This window comes from Phytoactinopolyspora halotolerans (assembly GCF_010550675.1).
Taxonomy (GTDB): domain Bacteria; phylum Actinomycetota; class Actinomycetes; order Jiangellales; family Jiangellaceae; genus Phytoactinopolyspora; species Phytoactinopolyspora halotolerans.
Genome location: NZ_JAAGOA010000004.1, coordinates 241,482 through 267,759, shown reverse-complemented (window position 1 = coordinate 267,759; position 26,278 = coordinate 241,482). Strand labels below are relative to the sequence as shown.

The 26,278-nt window shown below is 69.0% G+C and carries 22 protein-coding genes; 5 read left to right on the top strand and 17 right to left on the bottom strand.

Annotated features, from left to right (window positions below; translation table 11 throughout):
- The first annotated feature begins 217 nt into the window (after positions 1-217).
- Both G1H10_RS07695 and G1H10_RS07690 read left to right on the top strand, forming a co-directional pair.
- Positions 218-1,435 (top strand): nitric oxide synthase oxygenase, encoded by a 1,218-nt coding sequence (locus G1H10_RS07695; RefSeq protein ID WP_163735055.1) that lies wholly within the window; start codon positions 218-220, stop codon positions 1,433-1,435.
- 200 nt (positions 1,436-1,635) lie between these two features.
- Positions 1,636-2,229 carry a GNAT family N-acetyltransferase gene (locus G1H10_RS07690; RefSeq protein WP_216853017.1) on the top strand — a complete coding sequence of 198 codons (594 nt, stop codon included), beginning with the start codon at positions 1,636-1,638 and terminating at the stop codon, positions 2,227-2,229.
- Between the two features lie 80 nt (positions 2,230-2,309).
- Here G1H10_RS07690 and G1H10_RS07685 read toward each other — a convergent pair whose 3' ends face one another.
- Positions 2,310-2,897, bottom strand: a complete 588-nt coding sequence (locus G1H10_RS07685) for a helix-turn-helix domain-containing protein (RefSeq protein WP_163735054.1) — start codon at positions 2,895-2,897, stop codon at positions 2,310-2,312.
- A gap of 56 nt (positions 2,898-2,953) precedes the next feature.
- Here G1H10_RS07685 and G1H10_RS07680 point away from each other — a divergent pair, with 56 nt between their 5' ends.
- The gene (locus G1H10_RS07680) at positions 2,954-3,997 is read left to right on the top strand and encodes an NAD(P)/FAD-dependent oxidoreductase (protein WP_174264141.1); all 1,044 of its coding nucleotides are present in this window, start codon (positions 2,954-2,956) and stop codon (positions 3,995-3,997) included.
- Between the two features lie 227 nt (positions 3,998-4,224).
- Here G1H10_RS07680 and G1H10_RS07675 read toward each other — a convergent pair whose 3' ends face one another.
- The gene (locus G1H10_RS07675; RefSeq protein WP_163735051.1) at positions 4,225-4,806 is read right to left on the bottom strand and encodes a hypothetical protein; all 582 of its coding nucleotides are present in this window, start codon (positions 4,804-4,806) and stop codon (positions 4,225-4,227) included.
- Positions 4,807-5,080: 274 nt separating this feature from the next.
- On the opposite strand from G1H10_RS07675, the gene G1H10_RS32295 reads away from it, so the two are divergent.
- Complete coding sequence (locus tag G1H10_RS32295) at positions 5,081-5,551, top strand: hypothetical protein (RefSeq protein WP_216853015.1); 471 nt, start codon at positions 5,081-5,083, stop codon at positions 5,549-5,551.
- 65 nt (positions 5,552-5,616) lie between these two features.
- Here G1H10_RS32295 and G1H10_RS07665 read toward each other — a convergent pair whose 3' ends face one another.
- From G1H10_RS07665 to dapB, 3 genes are all read right to left on the bottom strand, one after another.
- Positions 5,617-7,191 (bottom strand): alkaline phosphatase D family protein, encoded by a 1,575-nt coding sequence (locus G1H10_RS07665; RefSeq protein WP_163735048.1) that lies wholly within the window; start codon positions 7,189-7,191, stop codon positions 5,617-5,619.
- Positions 7,192-7,628: 437 nt separating this feature from the next.
- Positions 7,629-8,111: a hypothetical protein gene (locus G1H10_RS07660; protein WP_216853014.1), complete on the bottom strand. Its 483-nt coding sequence runs from the start codon at positions 8,109-8,111 to the stop codon at positions 7,629-7,631.
- A gap of 124 nt (positions 8,112-8,235) precedes the next feature.
- The gene (gene dapB / locus G1H10_RS07655; RefSeq protein ID WP_174264140.1) at positions 8,236-8,976 is read right to left on the bottom strand and encodes a 4-hydroxy-tetrahydrodipicolinate reductase; all 741 of its coding nucleotides are present in this window, start codon (positions 8,974-8,976) and stop codon (positions 8,236-8,238) included.
- A gap of 318 nt (positions 8,977-9,294) precedes the next feature.
- Here dapB and G1H10_RS07650 point away from each other — a divergent pair, with 318 nt between their 5' ends.
- Positions 9,295-9,765 carry a tRNA (cytidine(34)-2'-O)-methyltransferase gene (locus G1H10_RS07650; RefSeq protein WP_163735394.1) on the top strand — a complete coding sequence of 157 codons (471 nt, stop codon included), beginning with the start codon at positions 9,295-9,297 and terminating at the stop codon, positions 9,763-9,765.
- A gap of 111 nt (positions 9,766-9,876) precedes the next feature.
- Here G1H10_RS07650 and G1H10_RS07645 read toward each other — a convergent pair whose 3' ends face one another.
- The 12 genes from G1H10_RS07645 to infB form a co-directional block, all read right to left on the bottom strand.
- Positions 9,877-12,294: a bifunctional metallophosphatase/5'-nucleotidase gene (locus G1H10_RS07645; RefSeq protein ID WP_216853013.1), complete on the bottom strand. Its 2,418-nt coding sequence runs from the start codon at positions 12,292-12,294 to the stop codon at positions 9,877-9,879.
- Positions 12,295-12,540: 246 nt separating this feature from the next.
- Entirely contained in the window at positions 12,541-13,866 is a 1,326-nt protein-coding gene (locus G1H10_RS07640; RefSeq protein ID WP_163735045.1) for a M16 family metallopeptidase, read from the bottom strand.
- 12 nt (positions 13,867-13,878) lie between these two features.
- On the bottom strand, positions 13,879-16,182 hold the full coding sequence (locus G1H10_RS07635; protein ID WP_312856550.1) for a polyribonucleotide nucleotidyltransferase: 2,304 nt from the start codon (positions 16,180-16,182) through the stop codon (positions 13,879-13,881).
- 258 nt (positions 16,183-16,440) lie between these two features.
- Positions 16,441-16,710: a 30S ribosomal protein S15 gene (gene rpsO, locus G1H10_RS07630; RefSeq protein ID WP_163735042.1), complete on the bottom strand. Its 270-nt coding sequence runs from the start codon at positions 16,708-16,710 to the stop codon at positions 16,441-16,443.
- 259 nt (positions 16,711-16,969) lie between these two features.
- A complete protein-coding gene (locus G1H10_RS07625; protein ID WP_163735039.1) occupies positions 16,970-18,001 on the bottom strand; it encodes a bifunctional riboflavin kinase/FAD synthetase in 1,032 nt (343 codons plus the stop codon).
- A 112-nt stretch (positions 18,002-18,113) separates the two neighbouring features.
- Positions 18,114-19,805 carry an MDR family MFS transporter gene (locus G1H10_RS07620; protein WP_216853012.1) on the bottom strand — a complete coding sequence of 564 codons (1,692 nt, stop codon included), beginning with the start codon at positions 19,803-19,805 and terminating at the stop codon, positions 18,114-18,116.
- Between the two features lie 62 nt (positions 19,806-19,867).
- Positions 19,868-20,392, bottom strand: a complete 525-nt coding sequence (locus G1H10_RS07615) for a MarR family winged helix-turn-helix transcriptional regulator (RefSeq protein WP_163735036.1) — start codon at positions 20,390-20,392, stop codon at positions 19,868-19,870.
- Between the two features lie 219 nt (positions 20,393-20,611).
- Positions 20,612-21,070: a MarR family winged helix-turn-helix transcriptional regulator gene (locus G1H10_RS07610; protein WP_163735032.1), complete on the bottom strand. Its 459-nt coding sequence runs from the start codon at positions 21,068-21,070 to the stop codon at positions 20,612-20,614.
- Between the two features lie 11 nt (positions 21,071-21,081).
- Positions 21,082-21,981, bottom strand: a complete 900-nt coding sequence (gene truB / locus G1H10_RS07605; protein ID WP_163735029.1) for a tRNA pseudouridine(55) synthase TruB — start codon at positions 21,979-21,981, stop codon at positions 21,082-21,084.
- 100 nt (positions 21,982-22,081) lie between these two features.
- A complete protein-coding gene (rbfA, locus tag G1H10_RS07600) occupies positions 22,082-22,630 on the bottom strand; it encodes a 30S ribosome-binding factor RbfA (RefSeq protein ID WP_163735026.1) in 549 nt (182 codons plus the stop codon).
- A gap of 74 nt (positions 22,631-22,704) precedes the next feature.
- Entirely contained in the window at positions 22,705-23,028 is a 324-nt protein-coding gene (locus G1H10_RS07595) for a DUF503 domain-containing protein (protein WP_163735021.1), read from the bottom strand.
- Positions 23,028-26,138, bottom strand: coding sequence for a translation initiation factor IF-2 (gene infB, locus G1H10_RS34460; protein ID WP_163735019.1), 3,111 nt, complete (start codon positions 26,136-26,138; stop codon positions 23,028-23,030). The genes G1H10_RS07595 and infB overlap by 1 nt, the downstream gene beginning before the upstream one ends.
- Between the last annotated feature and the right edge of the window lie 140 nt (positions 26,139-26,278).

Below are 26,278 nucleotides of genomic sequence, written 5' to 3'. Positions count from 1 at the left end.
TCCGCAACGATCCAGTCGGCCACAACCGACCGGCACACGACGCGATACCACAGATGTATCAGCCGTTCGCCCAGATAACTCGTCCGTTTAGCCGATGGGACAACCCATGACGCTTCACCACGTTCCGTGGCATAGTGATCTTGGGCGGAGGGAGAGCCACTCCGGGGGATGACATGGGCTCGACCTTCTCGGTGTACGCACTGCGAAGGAGGAGCCCATGACCATCGACGGCAGGCAACGTGGCCTTCCCACACCACCGCGGCTGGACGTCGATCTGGACGAGGCCGACCGATTCTTCCGCCAGCGGGCCACCGAAGACCCGTCCGCTCCGGACCCGAAAGTCCGGCACGCCGCCGCTGCACGCGAGTTCTCCGAACGCGGCGTGTTCACTCACACGACGGCCGAACTGGAGTTCGGCGCGCGCGTCGCCTGGCGCAACGCCAATCGTTGTATCGGCCGGCTGTACTGGCGCAGCCTGGTGATCCGCGATCGCCGGCACGTGCGCCGTGCGGACTCCATCGCGCACGAATGCGTGGAGCATCTCAAGCTCGCCACCAACGGCGGCAAGATCCGGCCCGTCATCACCATCTTCGCCGCCGACGAGCCGGGCCGACCGGCACCTCGCATCCGCAACGAGCAGCTCGTGCGGTACGCGGGACGGCGCCAGGACGGAGCCACGGTGGGTGATCCCCGGTTCGAGGCGTTCACCCGGTGGGTGCAGAGTCTGGGCTGGTCCGGCAAGGGCTCCGCATTCGACGTGCTCCCACTGGTGATCGACACCGCGTCGGACGGGACCGCGATCTTCGACATCCCCGAGGATGCCGTGCTCGAGGTGGAGCTCAGCCACCCCGAGCTGCCGTGGTTCGCCGACCTCGGCCTGCGGTGGCACGCGGTGCCGGCGATCTCCTCGATGCCGCTGCGGATCGGCGGTCTGACGTACCCGACCGCGCCTTTCAACGGCTGGTACATGGGAACGGAGATCGGCTCGCGCAACCTCGTGGACGCCGACCGGTACGACATGCTGGTCCGGGTGGGCCGGCAGCTCGGGCTGAACACGGACGACGAGCGGTCGCTCTGGAAAGACCGCGTGCTGGTGGAGATCAACCGCGCCGTGTTGTGGTCGTTCGATCGGGCCGGGGTGAAGATCGCCGATCATCACGCGGAGTCCGAGCGGTTCATGGCGTTCGTCGCCAAGGAGCACAAGGCCGGCCGCACCCCCACCGCCGAGTGGTCCTGGGTGGTGCCGCCGATGTCGGGCGCATCGCTGCCGGTCTACCACCAGTATTACGACGAGTCGGTCCACCTGCCCGGGTTCCTGCCGTCGGTGCAGTGGGAACCACCGTCGACCGACTGGGGCGACGACGGACCCGCCCACCGCACCGCCGACGATCCCGGCGCCGGCGGCTGCCCGTACCACCATCGGGGAGCGGCCTGACCTTGCCCGGCCCTCGACTTCCTTTGCAGCGCGCACCTGCACGGCACGCAGCGTCAGCGTCACCTCACGTGCATGGTGCGCGCTGCAAGGGAACACACTGACCGCGCACACGCCCCGCGTGGCAGTGCTGCACCCTCCGGCTCGGCATCCGCGCCCGCCCTGCCGACCGGCGGCGGCCGCGCACTCCGTAGGGTGGAGGTGTGGTCGAGCAACCCGTCGCCGATAAGAGCGTCCGAACCGCCTGGGCGGCCGACGCCGAAGCGATAGGCCAGGTGCAAGCGCGCGCGTGGATGCGCTCGTATCACGAGCTCCTCCCCCAGGCGCTGCTCAACCAGATCGACGCGATGACGTTCGCCGACGCGTGGCGGCAGGCCGTCGTCCGCCCGCCGTCGGCTCAGCACCGGGTCCTGGTGGCGCTCGACCACGGCAACGTGGTCGGTTTCGCCGCCACCGCACCATCCGGCGACCCGGATGCCGGACCGTATGACGGCGAGGTGGCCGCCTTCCACGTCGACCCCGACGCGCACGGGCACGGCCACGGTTCCCGCCTGCTCGCAGCGGTCGCGGACACGCTGCGCGCCGATGGGTTCACCCGGGCTCGCATCTGGCTGGTGGTCGGCGACGATCAGCTCCGCGGATTCCTGGAGCCGGCCGGATGGGCGGCCGATTCGGCCCATCGCACGCTCGACCTGACCGGCGACGGCTCGGCGACGCTTCGACAGGTACGCCTGCACACGGACCTGGACACCGACCCCGCGGAGTCGGCCGCGGCCCCCGCTGACCCGCCGGGCTGATCACGGCCCGCGTCCTGCCGGGCACGGGTCAACGCCGGCCCGGCCACCCGGCCCGACCAGCCGGCCCGACTCCTCCGCCGTCAGCGTCGCTGTTTGGGGCGGAACCGCAGGTGTGCCCGTTCGCCCTGCTGCCCGAAGAGACAGAGGAGTTCGACGGGTTCGGCGCCGGCAGCGCTGAACCAGTGCGGCACCCGGGTGTCGAACTCGGCCGCCTCGCCGGGCGACAGCACCACGTCGTGTTCGGCGAGAACCACCCGCAGCCGGCCGTTGAGCACGTAGAACCACTCGTAGCCCTCGTGCGTCTGCGGATCCGGCTCCTTCGGCCGGTCGTTGCCCGGTATGACCAGCTTGTACGCCTGGATCCCACCGGCGCGGCGGGTCAGCGGCAGCATGGTCATCCCGTACCGGCTGACCGGGCGCAGGTGAACCCGCGGATCTCCGGTGGGCGGAGCGTCGACGAGTTCGTCCAGAGTGACACCGTGAGCTTTGGCCAGCGGCAGCAGCAGCTCCAGGGTGGGCTTGCGAGCACCCGATTCCAGCCGCGACAGGGTGCTGACCGAGATACCGGTCGCCGCGGAGAGATCGGCCAACGTGGTCTCGCGTTGCCGGCGTAGTGCGCGCAACCGTGTGCCGACCGCGCCCAAGGCCTGATCGAGGTCAACGTCCATGTCACTGAGTTTGCCATAACGGCAAATAAGTTTGCCAATGCGCCGCCGCTGCGGCGATGGTGGTCGTGGAGGTGGTCATCGTGACCGAAGAACTGAAAGACAACTATGACGTGGTGGTGATAGGCGGCGGCGCGGCCGGCCTGAACGGTGCCCTGATGCTGGCCCGCTCCCGACGGTCGGTGCTGGTGGTCGACGCCGGGCACCCGCGCAACGCCCCGGCGGCCGCGGTACACGGGCTGATGGCCCGCGACGGGACGCCCCCAGCCGAGCTGCTGGAGCAAGGCCGCGCCGAGGTGCGTCTCTACGGCGGCCAGGTGGTACGCGGCGAGGTGGTCGCCGCCTCCGGCGAGGACGCCGGGTTCCGCATCGTCCTGGCCGATGGACGGACGGTGCAGGCACGGCGGCTCCTCGTGGCGGCCGGCGCGGTGGACGAGCTGCCGGAGATCCCCGGGCTGCGGGATCGCTGGGGCCGAGATGTGGTGCACTGCCCCTATTGCCACGGCTGGGAGGTACGCGACCAGGCCATCGGCGTCGTGGCGAGCGGGCCGATGGCGGTGCACCAGGCTCTGCTGTTCCGGCAGCTCAGCGACGACGTCACCGTCTTCACGCACACGTCTGAGCCGCTGGGCGAGGAGGACGTCGACCAGCTGGCCGCGCGCGGGGTCGCCCTCGTGCACGGGGAGGTCGCGGCCGTGGAGGTAGCCGACGACCGCATCGTCGGCGTGCGCCTCACCGATGGCAGGCGCGTCCCACGCAACGTGCTGGCGGTGCAGTCGCGGATGGAGGTGCGGGCCGGTTTCCTGGACGGACTCGGGCTGCACCCCGCGGAACATCCGGCCGGGATCGGACGGCACCTTCCCGCCGACGCCGCCGGACGTACCGACATACCGGGCGTATGGGTGGCCGGCAACGTCACCGAGCCTATGGCGCAAGTCGGCGGCGCCGCCGCTGCCGGCGCCAACGCCGGCGCCCAGATCAACGCCGATCTTGTCGCCGAGGAAGCTCGTCAGGCCGTCGCCGCCTACCGGGACCCGCTCTCGGCCGCTGCCGAAGCACGAGTGAGCAAACGCCTCGCCGGCTCGCAACAACACGGCCTGTGACACGTGCGAGTCAGACGCACACCACGAGCGACGCTCTGGCCATGTGGTCGTACACCGGCTGTTAAGAAGCTCTGCCCTCGCCGTTGAGGGCAGAGTTCCAAGAACTTAACACCACGGACACGCGATCAGCTAGACCCTGGTCCGGTCGTCTTTCGATTCGTGGAGGCCCCGGGCGCCCGCGACCGCTCGCTCCGCCCCGGCCACCGTCCGCGCTGACGCGCATGTGATCAGCGACGACGGTCCAGGTAGGCGCGGCCGCGGGGCGAGAGCCGGTACCCGACCTGAAGACTCTCGGTGAGGCCGAGATTCTTCAGTTTCCGTACGTCGAGCTTGAACGGGGCACGCTCGCGGCCGACCATCTCGGCGAGGTCACCGGCACGACGGGCCGGATGCGCGGCGATGAGCTCGAGCGTCACCCGGGTCCACGCGCCGTCGCCGGATGCCCGGTCGAGTCGGTCCAACCGGCGGTCGATCTCGGCGAGGGCACCGTCGTCGAGTTCGGCCGAGGCGGCCAGCTCGGCACGCGGATCGGGCGCCTCGGAACGGCGGAACTCGATGCGGTAAGTCGCTCGAGAGGCGTCGCCACGCAGATCCGTGACGAGCGTCGACGCGTCGGCGTATCCCGCCGCCCGGGCGTCGTCGTCGTCGATATCCGCCGGATCGACGACGTCGACCGCCACCACATCGACGATCCCGGCCGGCGTCCGGTACGGCCGACCGGCCACCACCTGCGGTTTCTTCCAACGACGGAAGGTGACGGTGATCGAGCCGTCGGCGATACCGGGCCAGAACCGCTTCTCGAACAGCACGGCACGAGCATAGATCGTCGCCGCGGCCGGCAAGGGCCGCTCCACACCCACATGGCTCGGGCAGACCTGGGTAGAGGGCGACGGAGACCTACCGTGACCGCACGGCGGTACGGACCGGTAGCACGCGACCACGTCGGCTGATAGCGCGATTGCCCGCCCATCGGCCAGTCGCCTTGCACGATAGGGGCGACAGCGGGGAGCGTGGAGGAGGTGGCGATACCTCGATGCGGTTGTATCGCCCGAAATGAACGCGAAACCGACACGAGGAGCACCCATGCTGGCATTGACCAACCAGGCTGCCACCGCCATCCGCAGCCTCACCGACCAGCCCGGCTTGTCCGAGGAGGCCGCACTCCGGATCGAGTCGACCGTGGACGAGGACCAGACACGGAAGTTCGCGCTGTCGCTCACCAGCGAACAGCAGCCGGCGGACCAGGTGATCGAGTCCGAGGGCGCCCGCGTCTTCATGGACGCCACCACGGCCGAGGAATTGGACGACAAGGCACTCGACGCCGAGATCAGCGAACAGGGCCAGGTGCAGTTCCTGCGGCCCAACACGCCCTTGGGGGGGGCGGCGTCCGGGGCGCCCCCCACCCCGCAACCGCATCCACCGCACCAGGCTTTGCAATGCACACATATACGCAACGCCTGCTGCGGTGTGCGTATGTCCGCACAGAGCATCCTCCGTTGCGTATATGTGTGCATTGCAAAGCCGGTCGGGTGCTTCTCTGTAGGAGAACCATGACCGCACGCGGCCGCGCGCGGTACCGGCTCAGTTAGTTCTTCTCGACCTGCTGGATCGGGGCCGCGTTAGTTCTCCTCGACCTGCTGGATGCCCGGCCGTCCGGCCTCGACGTAGACGCTGGCGCGGGTCGAGACCGCCCCGCCGGGTTCGGTGACACGGTCGACGACCCGGTAGTCAGTGCGCCACTCACCGGGCGTGAGTTCGCAGCGCGCATAGCCGCGCTGGACATTGTGGAATTTCATGTGTGGATTCTCGGCCAGCCAGGTGTGGCCGAGGTCGTCCATGTCTCGCCCGTCGCCACCCGAGCTCAGCGATGTGCCCAGGAACTCCGTGCCGACAGTGGCCGAATCCGGGTCGTCGAAGTCTGCCTTCAACTCCGAAGCCACACTGCGGTGAGCGTCACCGGTGACGACGACGAAATTCCGCACGTCACGCTCGCGGACCCCGGAGAGCAACCGGCTCCGCGCCCCCGCGTAACCATCCCAGGTGTCCATGCCGAACGCTTGCACGGGGCCATCCTCATGGTCGGCCTGCATCATGAAGATCTGGTTCGCCATCACGTTCCACGTCGCAGGCGATTCCGCCAGCCCGTCCAGCAGCCAGCTCTCCTGCTCCGCGCCGAGCATCGTGCGCCCCGGGTCCAGCCGGTCGTCGCAGTCGATCTGCCGGCCGTCACCGCACGCCTGGTTGTCCCGGTACTGGCGGGTGTCCACGACGTTGAACCGGGCCAGGCTGCCGTAGGTCAGCCGGCGGTAGAGCTGCATGTCCGGCCCGGACGGCATCGAGGCCCGCCGCAGCGGGAGATTCTCGTAGTACGCCTGGAATGCGGCCGTGCGCCGGTCGAGGAAGCCGTCGCCGTTATCGTGCCCGTCGATGTCATTGGCCCAGTTGTTGTCGACCTCGTGGTCGTCGAGAACGACTACCCACGGGAAGGCGGCATGGCACGCCTGCAGGTCTGGGTCACTCTTGTACTGCCCGTACCTGATGCGGTAGTCCTCCAGCGAGAAACACTCGACGGCGGGCAGATGGCCGCGACCGATCCTCCCTTGCGCGCTGCCTTCGTAAATGTAGTCGCCGAGGTGGACCACCAGGTTCAGGTCCTCCTCGGCCATGTGCCGCAGCGCGGTGAAGTGGCCGTCGGGATAGTTCTGGCAGCTGGCGAAGGCGAACGTCAGCGACGACAGCGCCGCTCCCGCCGCCGGCGCGGTGCGGGTGCGCCCGACGTCGCTGATCTCCCGCCCGACCCGGAACCGGTACCAGTACTCGCGGTCCGGCTCCAGCCCGCTCACCTCGGCATGCACCGAATGGCCGAGCTCGGGCGTCGCCCGCTCGACGCCACCGTGTACGACGTCGCGGAAGCGCGGGTCCGAGGCGATCTGCCACTGCACGGCGACGGTCTGGTCCGGCATCCCACCACGGCCATCGGCGGCCAGCGGATCCGGCGCAAGCCGGGTCCACAGGACGACGCCGTCCGGCGTGGGATCACCGGACGCCACACCGAGCGAGAACGGGTGGTCGCCGAAGCGCGGTGACCCCCACGCCGATGCACCCGAGAACCCGGCGATGGCCGCGGTGCCACCGCCCGCGAGCGATAGGAAACGACGACGATCAAGCGGCACACCAGCCGGACGATCGGACATGGAACCTCCCATGGACTCTCCGAAGAACCTTGATCACAGCAGGTGCGCTCATACTGGCAGCGAACCAGGGAAAAACAAGAGGTAAAGGGCTCGGTCATCGGCCACCGGGCAGAGATGTCGGCGGACCACACGGGCGATCGGTTAACGGCGACCAGCCACTCACACGCCGACCGGCTTCCGGTACGGCCAGCCGCCCCCGGCACGCAGCCGGCCCCCGCGTTTAACACGGCCATACACACATACGGGATCATCGTGTGATCGATATCACACCATGCGTACCGTCCGTCACGTCGTGGCCTGAGGTAACGGATAGCGGCCCGAAACGGCGGACAAGCGTTACCAGAGCCCACGACGTCGCCAGCGCGGCCGCCAGGTCGATACCGCCGCAGAACCGCAAGGGGCCATACCCCCGCAGAGCCGCCCGGCCGATGCTGACGTCAGCCTTGCCGATGCTCTCGGTACAGCGTGTAGGCGGTCCGAGCCGCTTCCCTCGCCCAGCCCCGGTCGCCGGCGTCGTCATAGGCCAGCGACAGCCGGAACCAGGCGCGCCAGTCGTCCGGCGCCGCCTCGGCCTCCGCCTTGCGCTGCGTGAACAGCGCGTCCGCAGCCTCCCGGTCGGCGCGGCCGCTGGGCCGGCGAGGCAACTCATCCACCGGCAGCCCACCCTCCGCCTCCAGCGTCCGGGCGAGGGTCTGCATCCGTACTCCGAACAGCACTGATCGCCAGAGCACCCACGCGCCGACGAGCGCCAGCACCGCGACCGCCAGGCCCAGCATGACGCCTACCGCCGAGCCCGACTCGATCAGCAGCACACCTCGCCAACCGACCAGCACCAGGAAGCCACCGACCAGCACCGCCATACCGACGGCCCAGATCCGGTCCCGATGCGGTCGTGGCCCGGCGGGAACGGAACCGCTCACGTCGGCTCCCGCCGGAGTCCGGTCCCATCGGCGTTCAATTCGACTCGGTCGCGGGGTCGATCGTCGAGAAGAAGACTCGGCACTATCACGGCTATGACCTCGACAATGTCGATACCTTCCCGCATCACAGGTCGAGGACGTGTTCCAGGCCGACGGTGAGGCCGGGCCGCTCGCCCACGGCCCGCACGCCGATCAGCACACCAGGCATGAAGGAGACACGGTCATAGGAATCGTGCCGCAAGGTCAGCGTCTCCCCCACCGATCCGAGCAGGACCTCCTCATGCGCGACGAGCCCGCGCAACCGGACCGCATGCACCGGCACCCCGTCCACGTCGGCGCCACGGGCGCCAGCCAGCGACGTCGCGGTGGCGTCCGGCCCTGCGGGCACCCCGGCGTCGCGGCGTGCGTCGGCGATGAGTTCCGCCGTCCGCACCGCCGTTCCGCTCGGCGCGTCCACCTTGTCCGGATGATGCAGTTCGATCACCTCCACGGACTCGTAGAACCGGGCGGCTTCGGCGGCGAATTTCATGGTGAGCACGGCACCGATCGCGAAGTTGGGGGCGATCAACACACCCGTGCCGGGCCGTTCGTCCAATGCCCGTCGGACCGTGTCCAGACGTTCGTCGCTCCAACCGGTGGTACCCACGACGACGTGCACCCCGCGCTCCACGGCGTGCAGGACGTTGCCGAGGGTGGCATCAGGGACGGTGAAGTCGACGGCGACCTCCGCCCCGGCGAGATCACCCAGCTCGTCGCCGACATCGAACCGTCCGACGAGGTCCAGGTCAGCGGCCGCCTCGACCGCCCGGCAGACCTCACTGCCCATCCGGCCCGCCGCGCCGATCACCGCCACACGTGTACCCATACCTGAGTTCCCCTGGTTGTCGTCGTCGCCAGGCACGCGCCCGCACCGCGACGAGCCGTTGCTCGCCGTGGCAGGTCCGCGCCCAACATGTCAGCTCGCAGTTCCTGTCGTGCCCGGCCGCCCTGCGCGTCAGCACAATGAACCGGCACGATAGGACACTAGTCTCCCCGATCGGCTGTTCCGGTCCGAGCCCGCCCCGCCGGCATGGCGACCATGGCACGCCCATGGCACGCCCATCGGCCCGCGCAGCGCGAGCCGCGCCATACACTTGCGGTCGTCAGGTAGTGCCGTCGCATGCGTGTATGGAGTGAAGTCGCGGTGTTCAACATCGTCTTCTTCGAACCGCGGATCCCCCCGAACACGGGGAACGCGATCCGGATGGTCGCCGCCACCGGGGCGCACCTGCACCTGATCGAGCCACTCGGGTTCGAGCTCGACGATGCCAAGCTGCGACGTGCCGGCCTCGACTACCACGACCTGGCGAATGTCAGCGTCCACAGCGATCTGGCCGCCGCGTGGAAAGTGCTGCTGCACGATGGCGCACCGAAGGTGTACGCATTCACCACCGGCGGTTCCGTACGCTTCACCGACATCGCCTATGAGCCCGGCGACGTGCTGCTGTTCGGACCGGAGCCGGAGGGTCTGCCGCCCGAGGTCATCGCCGATCCTGCGGTGACGGCCCAGGTTCGCATCCCGATGCTGGCCGGACGGCGCTCATTGAACCTGTCCAATTCCGCCGCGGTGGCCGCCTACGAAGCCTGGCGGCAACACGACTTCGCCGGCACCTAGCTCCGGGCCCGGGCAGCGCGACACGAGCAACGCGACGCTGGCATCCCCATGATCATGAACACTAACCGTTCCATGTGAACGGAAAGTGTTCATGATCATGGGGAGGTTGCGCTACGCCGCCGTACCGGCCCGCATTCTGGACGCCGCGTACACGGCGGCTCCAAGGGCAAGGCCGGTCAGGCCAAGCGCGCCCCACAGGATGAGGCCGGAACCCGCACCGGTGTCCGGCAGGCCCTCGCCGTCCTCCGCACCGGACGCATCGCCGCCGGAGTCGGTACCGGAGTCCGTGCCGTCCTCGGCTCCGGCGTCCGTACCGGCGTCCGTGCCGTCCTCAGCGCCCGACTCGTCGCCCCCGGCTTCCGCGCCGCCGTCAGAGCCCGTGTCGGAACCGTCGTCCGTGCCGCCGTCGTCGCCGCTCTCCGAGCCGTCTTCGGCGCCGTCCTCAGATCCGTCCTCGGAACCGCTGTCGTCGCCGTCCTCGGAGCCGTCTTCGTCACCGCCGCCGTCGCCGGCGTCAATGGTGATCGGAAGAGTGAGCTCGGTACCGGTGTCCGGCACGGTCACCACAAGGTCCATCGGCTCGCCCTCTTGCGCCGCGGCAGCGCCGCCGAGGTTCTCCGGAACGGTCACGCTGACGCTCGCCCGGCCGACCTCGTCCGTCGTATCGACGATCTCCGGATCGATGTCGAACTTGCCGAGCTCCTCGCCCGCGAGCGACACCACAACCGACTCGGCGACCGGCTCGCCGGCGCTGAACAGCAACGACGACAGGTCGAACGCCACCTCGTCGCCGGGTGCGTACACGCCGTCCGGGTCGCTGACCCAGCTCACCCCGACGGCGCGCTGCGCGTAGTCCGGCGACGCGGGCGAGTTCTGCCCGAGGTAGTCGACCATCGCCTGCAGGTCGATCTGCCCGGTGTCCGCCACGTCGACGCCCTCGGCCAGGGTGGTGAAGTTGTCACCGCCCGAGGCGAGGAACGAGTTCGCGACCACGCGGTAATACCCGTCGGCGTCCAGCGGCTCGCCGTCGATCGTCACCGACGTGATGTGCTCACCGGCGGCGGCCTCCGGGTCATAGGTGTAGGTCAGGTTCTCCGACACGCCGAGCTTGAGGAACGCGCGCGACGCGCCGTCCGGCTGCCACTGCTCCTCCAGCACCTCGACGACCCGCTCGCCGGTCAGCGTCATCGTCACCAGGGTGTTGGCGAACGGCTGCACCTCGGCCGCCTCGCGGTACGTCACGTTACCGTCCGGGTCACCCTCACCGCTGCCGGCGTAGGTCATGTCGGTGCGCAGGCCACCCGGATTCATGAACGCGACGTCGGTCTCCTCGTCGGTGATGCGGGCAGCACTGAGCTGCACGTCGGCGACGAAGTTGCCGAGCGTCGACTCGCCGCCCCGGTTCTCCGCGCCGTCGGACTGCCGCGCCCGGTTGAAGTCCGCCGTGATCTCCCCCAGCGACTCGGCACCGAGCTCGTCGGCGCGTTCCACCGCGTCGTCGACGATGCCCTGCACCTCCTCGTCGGGCTCGTACAACGGAACCCAGTTGCCGTCGTCGTCGCGCTCGGTGAGCGGGACGATCGCCGACTCCATCGCGCTGACCCCGTCGTCATCGGAGACGGTGAAGCTGATCTTGTTCAGGTTGTAGCCGTACTGGCCGGCGCTGACGACGGGCCGTACGGTTACGTCACGTCCCTCGTCGACCCACTCGTCGACCTCGATGTGGTGGTCGTAGGCGAGGTGGGTGTGACCGGAGACGATCGCGTCGACATTCGCGTTCACGCCGTTCACGATCTTCCCGAAGTCGTTGTCCGGGTCGATCGCGGTCTCCAGTTGCGTGGTCGGTGCACCCTCGTGCACCAGCAGCACGACGACGTCCGCGCCGTCGGCCTTGAGCTCGTCGGCGACCCGGTTGGTCTCCTCGACGATATCGAGGACATCGATCTGCTCGATGCCGGACGGGCTGACCAGCTCGGGCAGGTGCTCGGTGACGGCGCCGACGAATCCGACGGTCACTCCGTCGATGTCGGCGGTCCACGACTCGGCCAGATCGTCCAGCTCGGTGTTCTCACAGCCGTGCGTGTGGCCGTCTTTGACCTTGACGTTGGCGCCGATGTACTCCCACTCTGCGCGCGGGATGACGCGGTCGACGAGGTCGCAGTAGCCCTTGTCGAACTCGTGGTTGCCGACGGCGCTGACGTCGAGTCCGGCAGCGTTGAGCGCGTCGATGGTGGGGTGGTCGTCGTCGACGAACGACACGAACGTCGAGGCGCCGATCAGGTCGCCGGCGGCGGCGAACACCAGATTGGGGTTCTCCGTTCGCATCTGGTCGACCGCACCGGCTAGGACGGCCGCACCGGCGGCCTGGCCGCTGGCTTCGAGCCGTCCGTGGAAGTCGTTGGTGGCAAGGATATCGATAGTGGTCTCGTGATCATCAGCGGCGGCCGGGGCGGTCGCTAACCCCACTCCGACCAGGCCCATGGCGGTGACCGCCGCCAGGGCTCGAGGGAAACGCCTCGTCGGGCGCATACAGGTACCTCCGGAACACGTGTCAGGACGGCGGCGAACTTACCCGCAATTCGTTAACGCCGGGCGTACAACACGGGACAACCTATCGTGTTCTGGACATAGCACAAGAGGATTCACCGACCCGTCGCCGATTTCCCCACCTCCACGCCCCGCCTAAATGATCATGTGAAGTAGGTCTTCTCGTGCCGTACCATGTCTGCAGACATGGGGGTGCTGGAGAAGACCTACTTCACATGATCATTTAGGTCAGTGGAGGGCGGACTCGAAGCGGGAGGGGTCGTCGAAGGGGCCGACGACGGCGAGCGCGGGCGGTGCGTTCAACAGCGACGAGGCCAGCTCCCGGACGTCGTCCATGGTGACCGCATCGATCCGCGCGAGCAGCTCATCGATGCTGGGCAGCTCGTCGTAGACCAGCTCCGCCTTGGCCAGCCGGCTCATCCGCGCACTGGTGTCCTCCATACCGAGCACCAGGCCACCCCGAACCTGCCCCTTGCCACTGGCCAGCTCATCCTCGGTGATGCCGGACGCCGCGACCTCGCCCAGCACCCCGCGGGCTAGATCCAGCACCTCGCCCGCCTTCTTCGGCTGACACCCGACGTAGACGCCGAACATGCCGGTGGCGGCGTGCTGCGCCGCGAACGAGTACACGGAGTATGCCAGCCCGCGACGCTCCCGGATCTCCTGGAACAGCCGTGACGACATCCCGCCGCCGAGCGCCGCGTTGAGGACGCCGAGGGCGAACCGGCGCGGATCGTTGCGGGTGATACCCGGCATGCCGAGCAGCAGGTTCGCCTGCTCGGTCGGGCGTTGCAGCAAGGCGACACCGGTGTTGACGTCCGGCGCCGCACCGCCGATGCGCGGTGCCGCCGGCTCCTCGTCGCCCGCCAGGAACCCACCGGCGGCGAACGCCTCGGCGACCAGCTTCACCACCGCGTCGTGGTCGAGGTTGCCGGCCGCCGCGACGACGATGTTCCGCGGCCGGTAGTGCCGCCGGTAGTAGCCGTTGACCGTCTCCCGCGCCATGCCGGTGATGCTGTCGACCGTCCCGAGGATCGGCCGGCCCAGCGGCGTGTCGCCCCACATACGTTCGGTCATCAGATCGTGGATGGCGTCGGTCGGATCGTCGTCGCGCATGGCGATCTCTTCCAGCACGACGTTACGTTCGGCATCCACCTCGGACTGCTCGATCAGCGACGACGTCAGCATGTCCGCCACCACGTCCACCGCCAGCGGCAGATCCGCGTCCAAGACGCGCACGTAGTAGCAGGTGTACTCCTTGGCGGTGAACGCGTTGATGTCCCCGCCCACCGACTCGATCGCCGACGAGATGTCCAGCGCACTCCGTCGCGACGTGCCCTTGAACAGCAGGTGCTCCAAGTAGTGGGTAGACCCCGCCTCCTCGGGCGATTCGTCGACGGAGCCGACCCCGACCCACACCCCGATCGCCACCGATCGGACGGTCGGGACCGACTCCGTGACCACTCGCAAGCCGCCCGGGAGGACGGTGCGCCGGACCGGCGCACCGGTGTCCTCCCCCAGCAGGGTGCTGGTGACGACGCTGCGTTCAGACAATGGCGCGGTCCCTCACTGCGCCGCCGACCCGGTCGACTCGGACTCGGTCGAGCCGGACTCGGCCGCACCGGACTCAGCCGGCTCGGCGTTCGCCGACTCCGGCTGCGCGTCGCCCGACTGGCCTTCGGCCGCCTGCTCCTCGACCACCGGCGTGAGCGACAGCTTGCCGCGGTCGTCGATCTCGGTGATCTCGACCTGCAGCTTCTGTCCCACCTCGACGACGTCCTCGACCGCGTTCACCCGCTTGCCGCCGGCCAACGCGCGCAGCTTGGAGATGTGCACGAGGCCGTCCTTGCCGGGCAGCAGCGAGACGAACGCGCCGAAGCTGGTCGTCTTCACGACCGTGCCGATGTAGCGCTCACCGACCTCGGGCTGGGTCGGGTTGGCGATGTCGTTGATCGCCTTCCGCGCCGCCTCCGCCGCCGGGCCATTGTCCGCGCCGATGAAGATCGTGCCGTCGTCTTCGATGGCGATCTCGGCACCGGTGTCGTCCTGGATCTGGTTGATGATCTTACCCTTGGGCCCGATCACCGCACCGATCTGATCCACCGGAATCTTGACGCTGATGATCCGCGGCGCGTAAGGGCTCATCTCGTCTGGCTCGGAGATCGCCGCCGCCATCACGTCGAGAATGGTGAGCCGGGCATCCCGGGCCTGCTGCAGCGCACCGGCCAGCACCGTCGCCGGAATGCCGTCGAGCTTGGTATCCAGCTGCAGCGCGGTGACGAACTCGCGGGTGCCGGCCACCTTGAAGTCCATGTCACCGAACGCGTCCTCGGCTCCGAGGATGTCAGTGAGCGTGACGTAGCGGGTCTCTCCGTCGACCTCACCGGAGATCAGACCCATCGCGATGCCGGCCACCGGCGCACGCAGCGGCACGCCCGCGTTCATCAGCGCCATCGTCGACGCGCAGACCGAGCCCATCGACGTCGAACCATTCGAGCCGATCGCCTCGGATACCTGGCGGATCGCGTAGGGGAACTCCTCGCGGGCCGGCAGCACCGGAAGGAGCGCTCGCTCGGCCAGCGCGCCGTGACCGATCTCCCGCCGCTTCGGCGTGCCGACGCGGCCCGTCTCACCGGTGGAGTAGGGCGGGAAGTTGTAATTGTGCATGTACCGCTTGGACTTGTCCGGCGCGAGCGTGTCCAGCTTCTGCTCCATGCTCAGCATGTTCAGCGTGCTGACGCCCAAGATCTGGGTCTCGCCACGCTCGAACAGCGCCGAGCCGTGCGCCCGCGGAATGGTGCCGACCTCCGCCGAGAGGGTACGGATGTCGCTGAGCCCGCGGCCGTCGATGCGCACGTTGTCGCGCAGCACGCGATCCCGCACCACGCTCTTGGTCAGCGCACGGAACGCCGCGCTGATCTCCTTCTCCCGGCCTTCGAACTGGTCGGCCAGCGACGCCTTGACGTCGTCCTTGATCTCGTCCAGACGCGCCTCGCGCTCCGCCTTCGAGAAGATGGTGAGCGCCTCGGCCAGCCGCTCGCGCCCGGCGCTCTCGACCGCCGCGTAGATGTCGTCGGTGTAGTCGAGGAAGACCGGGAACTCGGCCGTCTCCTTGGCCGCCTGCTTGGCCAGCTCCTGCTGCGCCGAGACCAGCACGCTGATGAAGGGCTTGGACGCCTCGAGCCCCGCCGCGACGATCTCCTCGGTCGGCGCGGTGCGCCCGTTCTGCACGTGCTGCCACGTATCGACCGTCGCCTCAGCCTCGACCATCATGATCGCGACATCGCCGTCCGGCAGCATCCGGCCGGCCACGACCATGTCGAACACGGCCTCGGACAGCTGCGAATGGTTCGGGAACGCCACCCACTGGTCCTCGATCAGGGCCACCCGCACGGCACCGATCGGGCCGGAGAACGGCAGGCCGGCCAGCTGCGTCGACGCCGAGGCCGCGTTGATCGCGACCACGTCGTACATGTGGTCCGGGTGCAGCGAGAGCACGGTGATGACCACCTGGACCTCGTTGCGCAGGCCGTGCGCAAAGGTCGGGCGCAGCGGGCGGTCGGTCAGCCGGCAGGTGAGGATCGCTTCCTCGCTGGGACGCCCCTCGCGGCGGAAGAACGAGCCGGGGATCCGGCCCGCGGCGTACATCCGCTCCTCCACGTCGACGGTGAGCGGGAAGAAGTCAAGGTGTTCCTTGGGCTGCTTGGACGCCGTGGTGGCGGACAGCAGCATGGTCTCGTCGTCGAGATAGACCGACGCCGACCCTGCGGCGAGACGAGCGAGCTGCCCGGTCTCGAAGCGTACGGTGCGCGTGCCGAAGCGGCCGTTGTCGATGACGGCCTCGGCGGAGTGAATCTGTGGACCCGTCACGGGTCATCCTCCTGGTGTGTTGCGGGGATGCCAGGCGGTTCGGGTCAGTTCTCCGTATCACTGTGCCGGTCTTCGATGGAGGCATCCGGGACGGCCGATGTGCGCCCGGAGGCCACAACCGAGGACCGGCTTCCGCGCTTTCTGGGGAATCGACGCGAGACCCAGCACCCCTGTGATGGATAATGACGTATTCAATTGTGGTCGGATACGGCAAGGGAGCGGCTCCCGGTGTGGGAGACCGCTCCCTGGCGCATCAGCCTAGCGGCGCAGACCGAGCTTCTCGATCAGTGCTCGGTAGCGCATGATGTCCGTCTTGCTCAGGTAGTTGAGCAGCCGGCGCCGCTGACCGACCAGCAACAGCAGCCCGCGGCGGCTGTGGTGGTCATGCTTGTGCACCTTCATGTGCTCGGTGAGATGGTTGATCCGGTGCGTCAGCAGCGCGATCTGCACCTCGGGCGAGCCGGTGTCGCCCTCACCGCGCGCGTGCTCGGAAATGATCTTCTGCTTGGTTGCGGTGTCAATCGACACGTGGCTCCCTCTCGTATGCTCGTTGCGCGGAGCTCCCGGGCATGTCCACCGGGGCACTCGTCACCGCGGCCGATCTAACGGCAGAGCCAAGAGTACCAGCGAGTGCCTGTGCAGCACGAATCACGCCCGCGTTGGTGCGGACGCGGCGGCGCCAACCATCGCGCTTGTCGAGCGTCCGTGTCGTTTTGGGGCCCGATGACGGGGCGGAAACGACACTGACGCTCAACAAGCCGCGGCCGGCGCCGGCACCCAGGCAGGGTTACGGCGAACGGACGGACAGGATCTCCCGCGCCGCGGCAACGTCCGCGTTCATGGTGGTGATCAGCTCGTCCACCGAATCGAAGCGCAACGTCGGACGCAGCCGCTCGACGAACTCCAGCAGCACCTCGTCGTCGTACAGGTCGAGGTCGGTGCGGTCGATCACGTATGCCTCCACCCGGCGGGTCAGCCCGTCGAAGGTGGGGTTGGTGCCGATGGAGATCGCGGCGGGTAGCCGCGTCGCCGCCTCATCCGCCGCCTCATCCGCCGCGGACTCGCCCGACGACGCGGCCGCGGACTCCCCGGGCGTCGACGCTCGGCTCACCCGCGTGAGCCAGCCTGCGTACACACCGTCCGCGGGGACCATCCCGGCGCTGTCCGATGACAGGTTCGCCGTCGGGAAGCCCAGTTCCCGGCCACGCGCGTCGCCGCGGACGACGACGCCACGCATGCGGTGCGGACGTCCCAGGATGTCCGCGGCCTCGCGCACCTCGCCGGCCGCCAGCAGCTCCCGGATCCACGTCGACGACCAGCGACGACGCTCCGAGCTCGGACCTGGCGGGCTGAGATCCTCGATGACCTCCACCGAGAATCCGTACCGCTCCCCGAGTGCCAGCATGGTGGACAGGTCGCCGGCGTTCTCCCAGCCGAACCGGACATCCTGTCCGACCACCACGGTGACGGCCCGCAGACCGTCGACCAGAAACCGGTGGACGAACTCCTCCGGAGATTGCTTGGCGAACTCCCACGTGTAGTTCTGCACCAGCACCGCGTCGAGTCCGGTCTCCGCCATCAACTCCAGGCGATCGGACACGCCGGTGATCAGCTCGGGCGCACGCCCGGGCTGGTGCAGCGTACTCGGATGGGGATCGAACGTCACCGCGACGGACTGGGCGCCGACCCGCCGCGCGTCGGCGACCATGCGCCCCAGAACGCTCTGGTGGCCACGGTGGACGCCGTCGAAGTTGCCAATGGTGACGACCGACGGCCCGAACCCGGGCGGGATCTGGCCGAGATCGGTCCAGCGGTGCACGTGCCCTCCGAAGTTTGTCGGTGATGTTGCCGATCCCTCTCAGCAACCCAGCGTGCCATTCTCCCCGACAACGCCTCCGTCCGGCCACGTAGTCCCACCGGACTGTGTGATGTTACGACCGCACCACCACGTCTGCGCGCGCCGTCCCCTCCCCGCCCGGAGCCTCGCCGTCGGCCCGCGTCTCGTCGTCGCCCGGCGTCTCGTCGTCGCCCGGCGTCTCGTCGTCGGCCCGCGTCTCGTCGTCGGCCGTCTCCTGCTGGCCGACGGTGGTACGCAGAGTGGTCTCGCGCAGGAACAGGACCGCGACGAACGCGATCGCGGCGACCGCCGCGCCGATAAGGAACACCAGGGCCGTCCCGTCGCCGTAGGCCTGCTCGACGACGACCCGCACCGACGGCGGGAGCTCCGACAAGTCCAGCGAGGTGGAGCCGCCGCTCTGCGTCGCACCGGCGCCGCCCCGGCCGGCCAGTCCTTCATTGATCAGATCGGTCACGTGCGCAGCGAGCACGGCACCCACCACGGACACGCCGGCCGCACCACCCAGGCTGCGGAAAAACGTCACCGTCGAGGTACCGGCGCCCAGATCGCGGTAGTCCAGGCCGTTCTGCACCGCCAGCACCAGGTTCTGCATCGTCGAGCCCACCCCGACACCGAGGATCGCCATGTACGCGCCGACCAGCCACAACGAGGTCGCGTGATCGATGGTGCCGAGCAGCGCCAGCCCGGTCACCGTGAGCGCTGTGCCCGCCACCAGGAACCTCTTCCAGCGCCCGGTACGGCTGATCAGCTGGCCGGAGACGGTGGTAGCGATCATCAGGCCGCCGACCATGGGAACGGTCAGCAGACCCGCTTCGGTGGGTGAGTACCCGCGGGCGATCTGGAAGTACTGCCCGAAGAAGACCGGACCGCCGAACATGGCGATGCCGATCGCCGCGCTGGCGATGATCGCCAGCACCATCGTGCGCGCTCGCAACAGCCGCGGCGGCACCACCGGATCGCTGACCCGACGCTCGACGACGACCGCCACCGCGAGCAGGACGACCGCCGCGGCCATGAGCACCGCCGTCTGCCAGGACAGCCACGCGAACGCGTCGCCGGCGAAGGTCACCCACAGCAGCAGTACCGTGATCCCGCCCGGGATGAGCATCGCTCCCAGCCAGTCGATCGACGTGTTCACCTTCACCACCGGCAGTTGCAGCGTCTTCTGCAACAGGACCAGAGCGACGACGGCGATCGGCACGCCCACCCAGAAGCACCAGCGCCAACCGAGGAACGACGCGTCGACGATCAGTCCGCCGAGCAGTGGGCCGCCGACCGTGGCCACCGCCATCACCGCCCCGATGTAGCCCATATACCGACCGCGCTGGCGCGGACTGACCACCGACCCCAGCACGATCTGCACCAGCGCCTGAAGACCTCCCATGCCGAGGCCCTGCAGGACGCGGAAGCCGATCAGTGTCTCGGTGTTCTGCGAGAACCCGGCGAGCACCGACCCGGTCACGAAGATCACGATGGACGACTGCACCAGCAGCTTCTTGCTCATCCGGTCGGCGAGCTTGCCCCAGATCGGAGTGGTCGCGGTCGCCGCCAGCAGGGTGGCGGTCACCACCCACGTGTACTGGCTCTGGTTGCCGCCGAGCTCGGCGATGATGCGCGGCAGCGCGTTGGCCACGATCGTTGCCGATAGCATGGCCACGAACATCGCCATGAACAGGCCCGACAGTGCCTGCAGCACCTCCCGGTGACTCATCTCGCGGGAGCCCTCACCGGGGCGTTCAGCCTCTTCGGCCATGGCGGTCGTCATCGTGCGTGTCCTTTCCGTCTCTTGTACTCGGGCAGGTGTGCGTCCGTCTCGCCTGCCCGCTGTCACGTCGGCGTCGGCTGACGGCCCGGCTCCGGCGCGCGCTCCGGTGGCTGCTCCGGTGGCTGCTCCGGCGCTGGCCCCGCGGGCCGGTTCACCAACTCGCGCAAGCCGGCTTTCAGTCGCGCCAGCCCTGCTTCGAGCGCGATCGCGTCGTCGCGGGTCCAGGGGCGCAGGACATCGGCGACGATCTCGACCTGGCGGCACCGGATGCGTTCGGCCATCGCGGCGCCGTCGCTCGTGGACACCAGTAGCTGGGCGCGCGCGTCGTCGGGGTCCGGCACCCGCTCGACCAGGCCGATCGCGACCAGTTCAGCGACCTGCCGGCTGGCGACGGACGTGTCGATCGCCTGCCGTTCCGCCAGCGTCGTGAGGCGCATCGCGCCTTCCCGGGCGAGCACGCCCAAGGCGCCGGCCACCCCGACCGACAGCCCTTCGTACACGGCGACGTGCCGGTGCGCGACGGTCCTGCTCAGCCGCACGAGGCAGCGCAGATGATCGACGATCGACTCGTAGACGTCCTCGGCCATGGCGAGGCTCCATTCACATCCAGCACTACAGTTGGTTGATACAACCATATAAATATTGATTGTATTCCACAACCGTTCCGCCAATCCGAGCGCAGCCTAAATGATCATGTGAAGTGGGTTTTATCGTGCTCTACCTGGCCTGCAGACATGGGGGTGCACGAGAAAACCCACTTCACATGATCATTTAGGGCGGGGGCGCCGGGGGGGTGGTGGAGAGGGTCAGCGGTCGGGGCTCTCCAGGGAGGAGTTCAGTCGTTGCAGCAGGCCGACCAGTTCCTGCACGTCGTCGCCGGGCCAGTCCCGCAACGCGCGCTCCAGCCAACGGGCACGCCGTTCACGCAGCCGGCGGACACGCGACCGGCCGTCATCGGTGATGCGGAGCAACCGTGCCCGCCCGTCTTGCGGGTCCGGCACACGCTTCAACAGGCCCAGGCTCTCCATCTGCGCGATCTGGCGGCTCACCGTGGACTTGTCCAGCCCGAACTTATCCGCCAAGTCGCCGCCGCGCAGGTCGTCGTCGGCGTCGTACAGAGCGGCGAGCAGACCGTAGGCGGCGGCCTCAAGACCCTCCTCGGCCTCGCGCGCCAGCGTGACCCACATCCACCGCGACCGCCTCGCGAGCAGCGAAAGCTCGGTGTCCAGCTGCTCGTGCGGCTGCCTGCGGTCCCCTTCGCTCATATGCCCCGGTCCTATCCGACGAACACCGCAAGATACTTGGCTCGCGGACCACGATCTTCCACGAGAGAAAGAAGCGTACCGTCCGGTCCGAAGACCGCGACCGGACCGGGTCCCCGCTCGGTCCGCGGCATCGGCGCACCATGCGCGACCTGGCGTGCGGTGGCGGCGTCGACGTCCAGCCTCGGGAACGCCACCGCCGCCGCCTCCTCCAGCGGAATCAGCTCGAACTTCTCCTCCAGTTGCTCGAGCGTGCGCGTCTGCTCCACCGTGTAGGCGCCGACGCGCGTGCGGCGCAGCCTGGTCAGATGCCCGCCGACACCCAGCGCCGCACCGATATCCCGGGCGAGCGCCCGGATATACGTCCCCGACGAGCATTCCACCAGCACGTCGAGGTCGACGTACCCGCCACTGCGGCGCACGTCGAGCAGGTCGAACCGGCTGACCGTGACGGTGCGAGCCTTCAGCTCCACCTCTTCGCCCGTGCGGACCCGCTGGTAAGAGCGGACCCCGTCCACCTTCACCGCCGACACCGCACTGGGCACCTGGCGGATCTCGCCGGTCAGCACCGCCATCTCGGTGCGGATGGCGGCGTCGTCAACACCGGAGGCGTCGGTCTGGTCCACCACTTCCCCGTCGGCGTCGTCGGTCACGGTGCGGGCGCCCAGCCGCATCGTCGCCTCATACGTCTTGTCGGTGAGCGCGAGATGGCCGAGCAGCCGGGTCGCGCGTCCCACCCCGACCACCAGCACCCCCGTGGCCATCGGGTCAAGCGTGCCGGCGTGGCCGACCCGCCGGGTGTCCGCCAGCCGCCGGATCCGGGCGACGACGCTGTGCGACGTCATGTCCCCGGGCTTGTCGACCACCACCAAGCCGTCACCGTACTCCGACGGCTTCCTGGTCTTGCCACCCATGGCTCGCCCACCTCGTCTCTCGTCGCTCCGTCCGGTGTGACGTCCGGCATCATGAGCGCTTCAGGCCACTCGGTGCCAGACGCACGCGTGGGAAGCCTCGTCATGCGCGGTCGTCGGTCTCCCCGGAGGTGGGCCGGCCGGCAGCGGAGGCGTCGGCATCGGACTCATCAGCAGCAGACCCATCCACGACGGACCCGCCCGCCGCAGACTCCGCGTCGTCGTCCTCGTCGTCCTCACGAACCCGGTACGGATCCGGGTCTCCGGCGTATTCGGCAGCAGCCGCCGCCTGGGCCACCTGCTCATCGGAGGCGCGAGCCGACCGCAGCAGGTCTTCGATGTGCGCCGCGTTCTGCGGGATCGCATCGGCGACGAAATCGACGGTCGGGGTGAACCGGATACCGGTCTGCCGCCCCACCTCGGAACGCACCAGGCCACGGACCCGTTCCAGCGCCACCGCCGTCGCGGCGCGGTCGCTGTCGTCGCCGTACACCGTGTAGAAGACGGTCGCCTCACGAAGGTCCCCGGTCACCCGGGCGTCGGTCACCGTGACGAATCCCAGCCGGGGATCCTTCACCCGCCGCTCCAACGTCTCCGCCGCGATCTCACGGATCCGGTCGGCCAGCTTACGCGCGCGACCCGGGTCAGCCATGTCGTTCTCCTTGTTGTGCTCTATGGTCGTCCGGCGGTCGCCGTCGCTCATGTGGTGTGTCGCCGGTGCGACGTCTAGGTGCTCACGCCCGACGACGGGAGCGTGTCGTCCTCGTCCGACCGCAACCGGCGGTGCGCGGACAGAAGCTCGATCTCGGGACGCGCCGCGACCAACCGTTCGATGCTGTCCAGCACCGTCCGGCAATGCGCGGCTTCACCGGCCACCACCGCCACGCCGATCTCGGCGCGGCGGTACAGGTCGACATGACCCACTTCGGCCACCGAGACCTCGTGGCGCCGTCGTACCTCCGCGATGATCGGACGTACGACGGCGCGCTTCTGCTTGAGTGACCGGACGTCACCCAGCAGGAGGTCCAGGCTGAGCGTCCCGACGAACATCAGGCGCGCGGCTTCTCCTTCATCTCATAGGTCTCGATCACGTCGCCGACCTGGATGTCGTTGTACGAGCCCAGGCTGATACCGCACTCGAAACCGTCACGAACCTCGGTGACGTCGTCCTTCACCCGACGCAGCGACGCCACGGTCACCTTGTCGGCCACGACGACGCCGTCCCGGAGCAGCCGCGCCGACGCGTTGCGACGCATGATCCCGCTGGTCACCATGCAGCCGGCGATGTTGCCGACCTTGGACGAGCGGAAGACCTCACGGATCTCCGCCGTCCCCAGCTGGACTTCCTCGTACTCCGGCTTGAGCATGCCCTTCAGGGCCGCCTCGATCTCCTCGATCGCCGAGTAGATGACCGAGTAGTACCGGATCTCGACGCCTTCGCGGTCGGCGAGGTCCTCGACGGCCCGGTTCTGCGGCCGCACGTTGAAGCCGATGATGATGCCCTCGTCGATCGAAGCGAGGTTGACGTCGTTGGCCGTGATCGCACCCACACCGCGGTGGATGATCCTCAGGTCGACCTCTTCGCCCACATCGATCTTGAGCAGCGCATCCTCGAGTGCCTCGACCGAGCCCGAGACGTCACCCTTGAGGATCAGGTTGAGCGTCTGCACCTTGCTCTCGGCCAGGAAGCTCTCCAGCGTGACCCGCTTGCGTGCCTTCGCCAGGGCCGCGTTCCGCTCCATCGCCTCACGCTTCTCGGCGATCTGACGTGCGGTGCGGTCGTCGTCGGCGACGAGGAACTTGTCCCCTGCACCCGGGACGGCGGTCAAGCCGAGCACCAGCACCGGCCGCGACGGACCGGCCTCCTCGACCTGCTTGCCGTACTCGTCGAGCATGGCACGCACACGACCGTAGGACTGACCGGTGACGATCGCATCCCCCGGACGCAGCGTCCCGCGCTGCACCAGCACGGTCGCGACCGGGCCGCGCCCCTTGTCGAGGTGACCCTCGATCGCGACGCCGCGCGCGGCCATCTCCGCGTTGGCCTTCAGGTCCAACGCCGCGTCCGCGGTCAACAGGACCGCTTCGAGCAGCTTGTCGATGCCCTTGCGCTGCAGCGCCGAGATGTCGACGAACATGGTGTCGCCGCCGTACTCCTCGGCCACCAGGTTGTACTCGGTCAGCTGCTGCCGGATCTTGTCCGGGTTCGCGCCTTCCTTGTCCACCTTGTTGACCGCGACCACGATCGGCACGTCCGCCGCCTGCGCGTGGTTCAGCGCCTCGATGGTCTGCGGCATCACGCCGTCGTCAGCGGCGACCACCAGGATGGCGATGTCCGTCACCTGCGCACCTCGCGCACGCATGGCGGTGAACGCCTCGTGACCCGGGGTGTCGATGAAGGTGATCGCCCGGTCCTCGTCCTCGTGATCGACGTGCACCTGGTAGGCACCGATGTGCTGCGTGATGCCACCGGACTCGCCGCTGACCACGTTGGCGTTCCGGATGGCGTCCAGCAGCTTCGTCTTACCGTGGTCGACGTGGCCCATGACGGTGACCACCGGCGGCCGGGCACCGAACACACCGCCGTCGCCCTCATCGGCGAAGTCGATGTCGAACGACTCCAGCAGCTCGCGGTCCTCGTCTTCCGGCGACACCAGCTGGACCTCGAAGCCCAGCTCACCACCGAGCAGCTGGAACGTGTCCTCGTCCACCGACTGGGTGGCCGTGACCATCTCGCCCAGGCCGAACAGCACCTGTACCAGCTGAGCAGGGTCGACGTCGATCCGCTCGGCGAAGTCCGCCAGCGACGCGCCTCGCGGCAGCCGGATGGTCTGGCCGTTGCCACGCGGCAGGCGCACACCACCGATGGTGGGTGCCTGCATGTTGTCGAGCTCCTGCCGCTTCTGGCGCTTGCTCTTGCGGCTCTTCGCGGGCTTGCCACCGGGCCGGCCGAACGCACCGGCGGTGCCGCCACCGCGGCCGCGGCCACCAGGACCGGGACGGCCACCGGGGCCCCCAGGACCACCGCCGGGGCGGGCACCGAAGCCGCCGCCACCACCGGGACGACCTGCGCCGGCGCCACCACCACCGCCGCCAGGACGGCCACCGCCGCCGCCACCACCTGGACGGCCACCACCACCGCCGCCACCTGGACGGCCACCGCCGCCACCGCCGCCGCCAGGACGGCCACCGCCGGGTGCGGAACGCGGTGGGCGGGCGGGCATCATGCCCGGGTTGGGACGCGGGCCGCCGGCACCGCCACCGCCGCCAGAACGGCCGCCTCCGCCGCCGGAGTCACGACCACCGCCGCCTCCGCCGCCGGAGTCACGACGGCCCTGTCGCTGCATACCGGTCGAGCCACCGGAGCTGAACGGGTTGTTGCCCGGACGCGGACCAGCCGGCGGGCGCGGCGTCGGACGCTGACCCATGCCGGTGCTGTCGCCACCGAACGGATTGTTACCGGGACGCGATCCGCTGGGCCGCGACTGGCCTGGCTTGGGCGCACCGGAATCGCTGGAGCGGCCCGACTCGGTGGGACGCTCGGACCTGCCCGGGCGTCCCGGTTTGCCCGAAGGGCCGCCCGGCTTGGGCTTCCCGCCACCGGGACCGCCGCTCGGTGCACCGCGCGGCGGCGCAGGCCGCGCCGCCGCGGGACCGGGCTTGGGTGCCGCCGGCCCTGGGCGCGGCCCCGGCCTCGGCGACGCGGGGCGCTCAGCGGCCGGGCTATCAGTCGACTCGCGCTCGGCCGCGGGACTCTCGGCGGCCGAACCGGCAGCAGCCGGACTCTCCGCCGCCGGGCTCTCCGCCGCCGGGCTCTGCGCGGCTGGACGCTGCGCGGCCGTGCCCTCGGGCGCAGCCGGAGTTTCCGGAGCCTCCGGCCTGGCCGGCGCGCTCGGCGCGACGTCGGACGGTGTCGGGGGGGTGGGAGCGCTCGGTGCAGCCTTCCTGGCCGCGTCGGCGGGCGATGCCTTCTTCCTGGCCGGACCGCCTTGCGCGGATGCCTGGTTGGCGAACGCTTCCCGAAGTTTGCGAACTACCGGCGCCTCTACCGTGGAGGACGCCGACTTGACGTACTCACCGAGGTCGCTCAGCTTGCCGAGAACGTCCTTGCTCGACACACCGAGCTCCTTGGCAAGCTCATGTACCCGGACCTTTGCCACTGCTCTCCTTATCGGTCCGGGCTTGCGGGCTCGGACCGGCTAGGTGTTGTGCGTGCTCATCGTTGCGTGCTCATCGAACGCTCATGAGAGTCACGTCGTGTCTCCTTCTTTCCTGGCCAGACCTGCCTGGAACTTCCAAG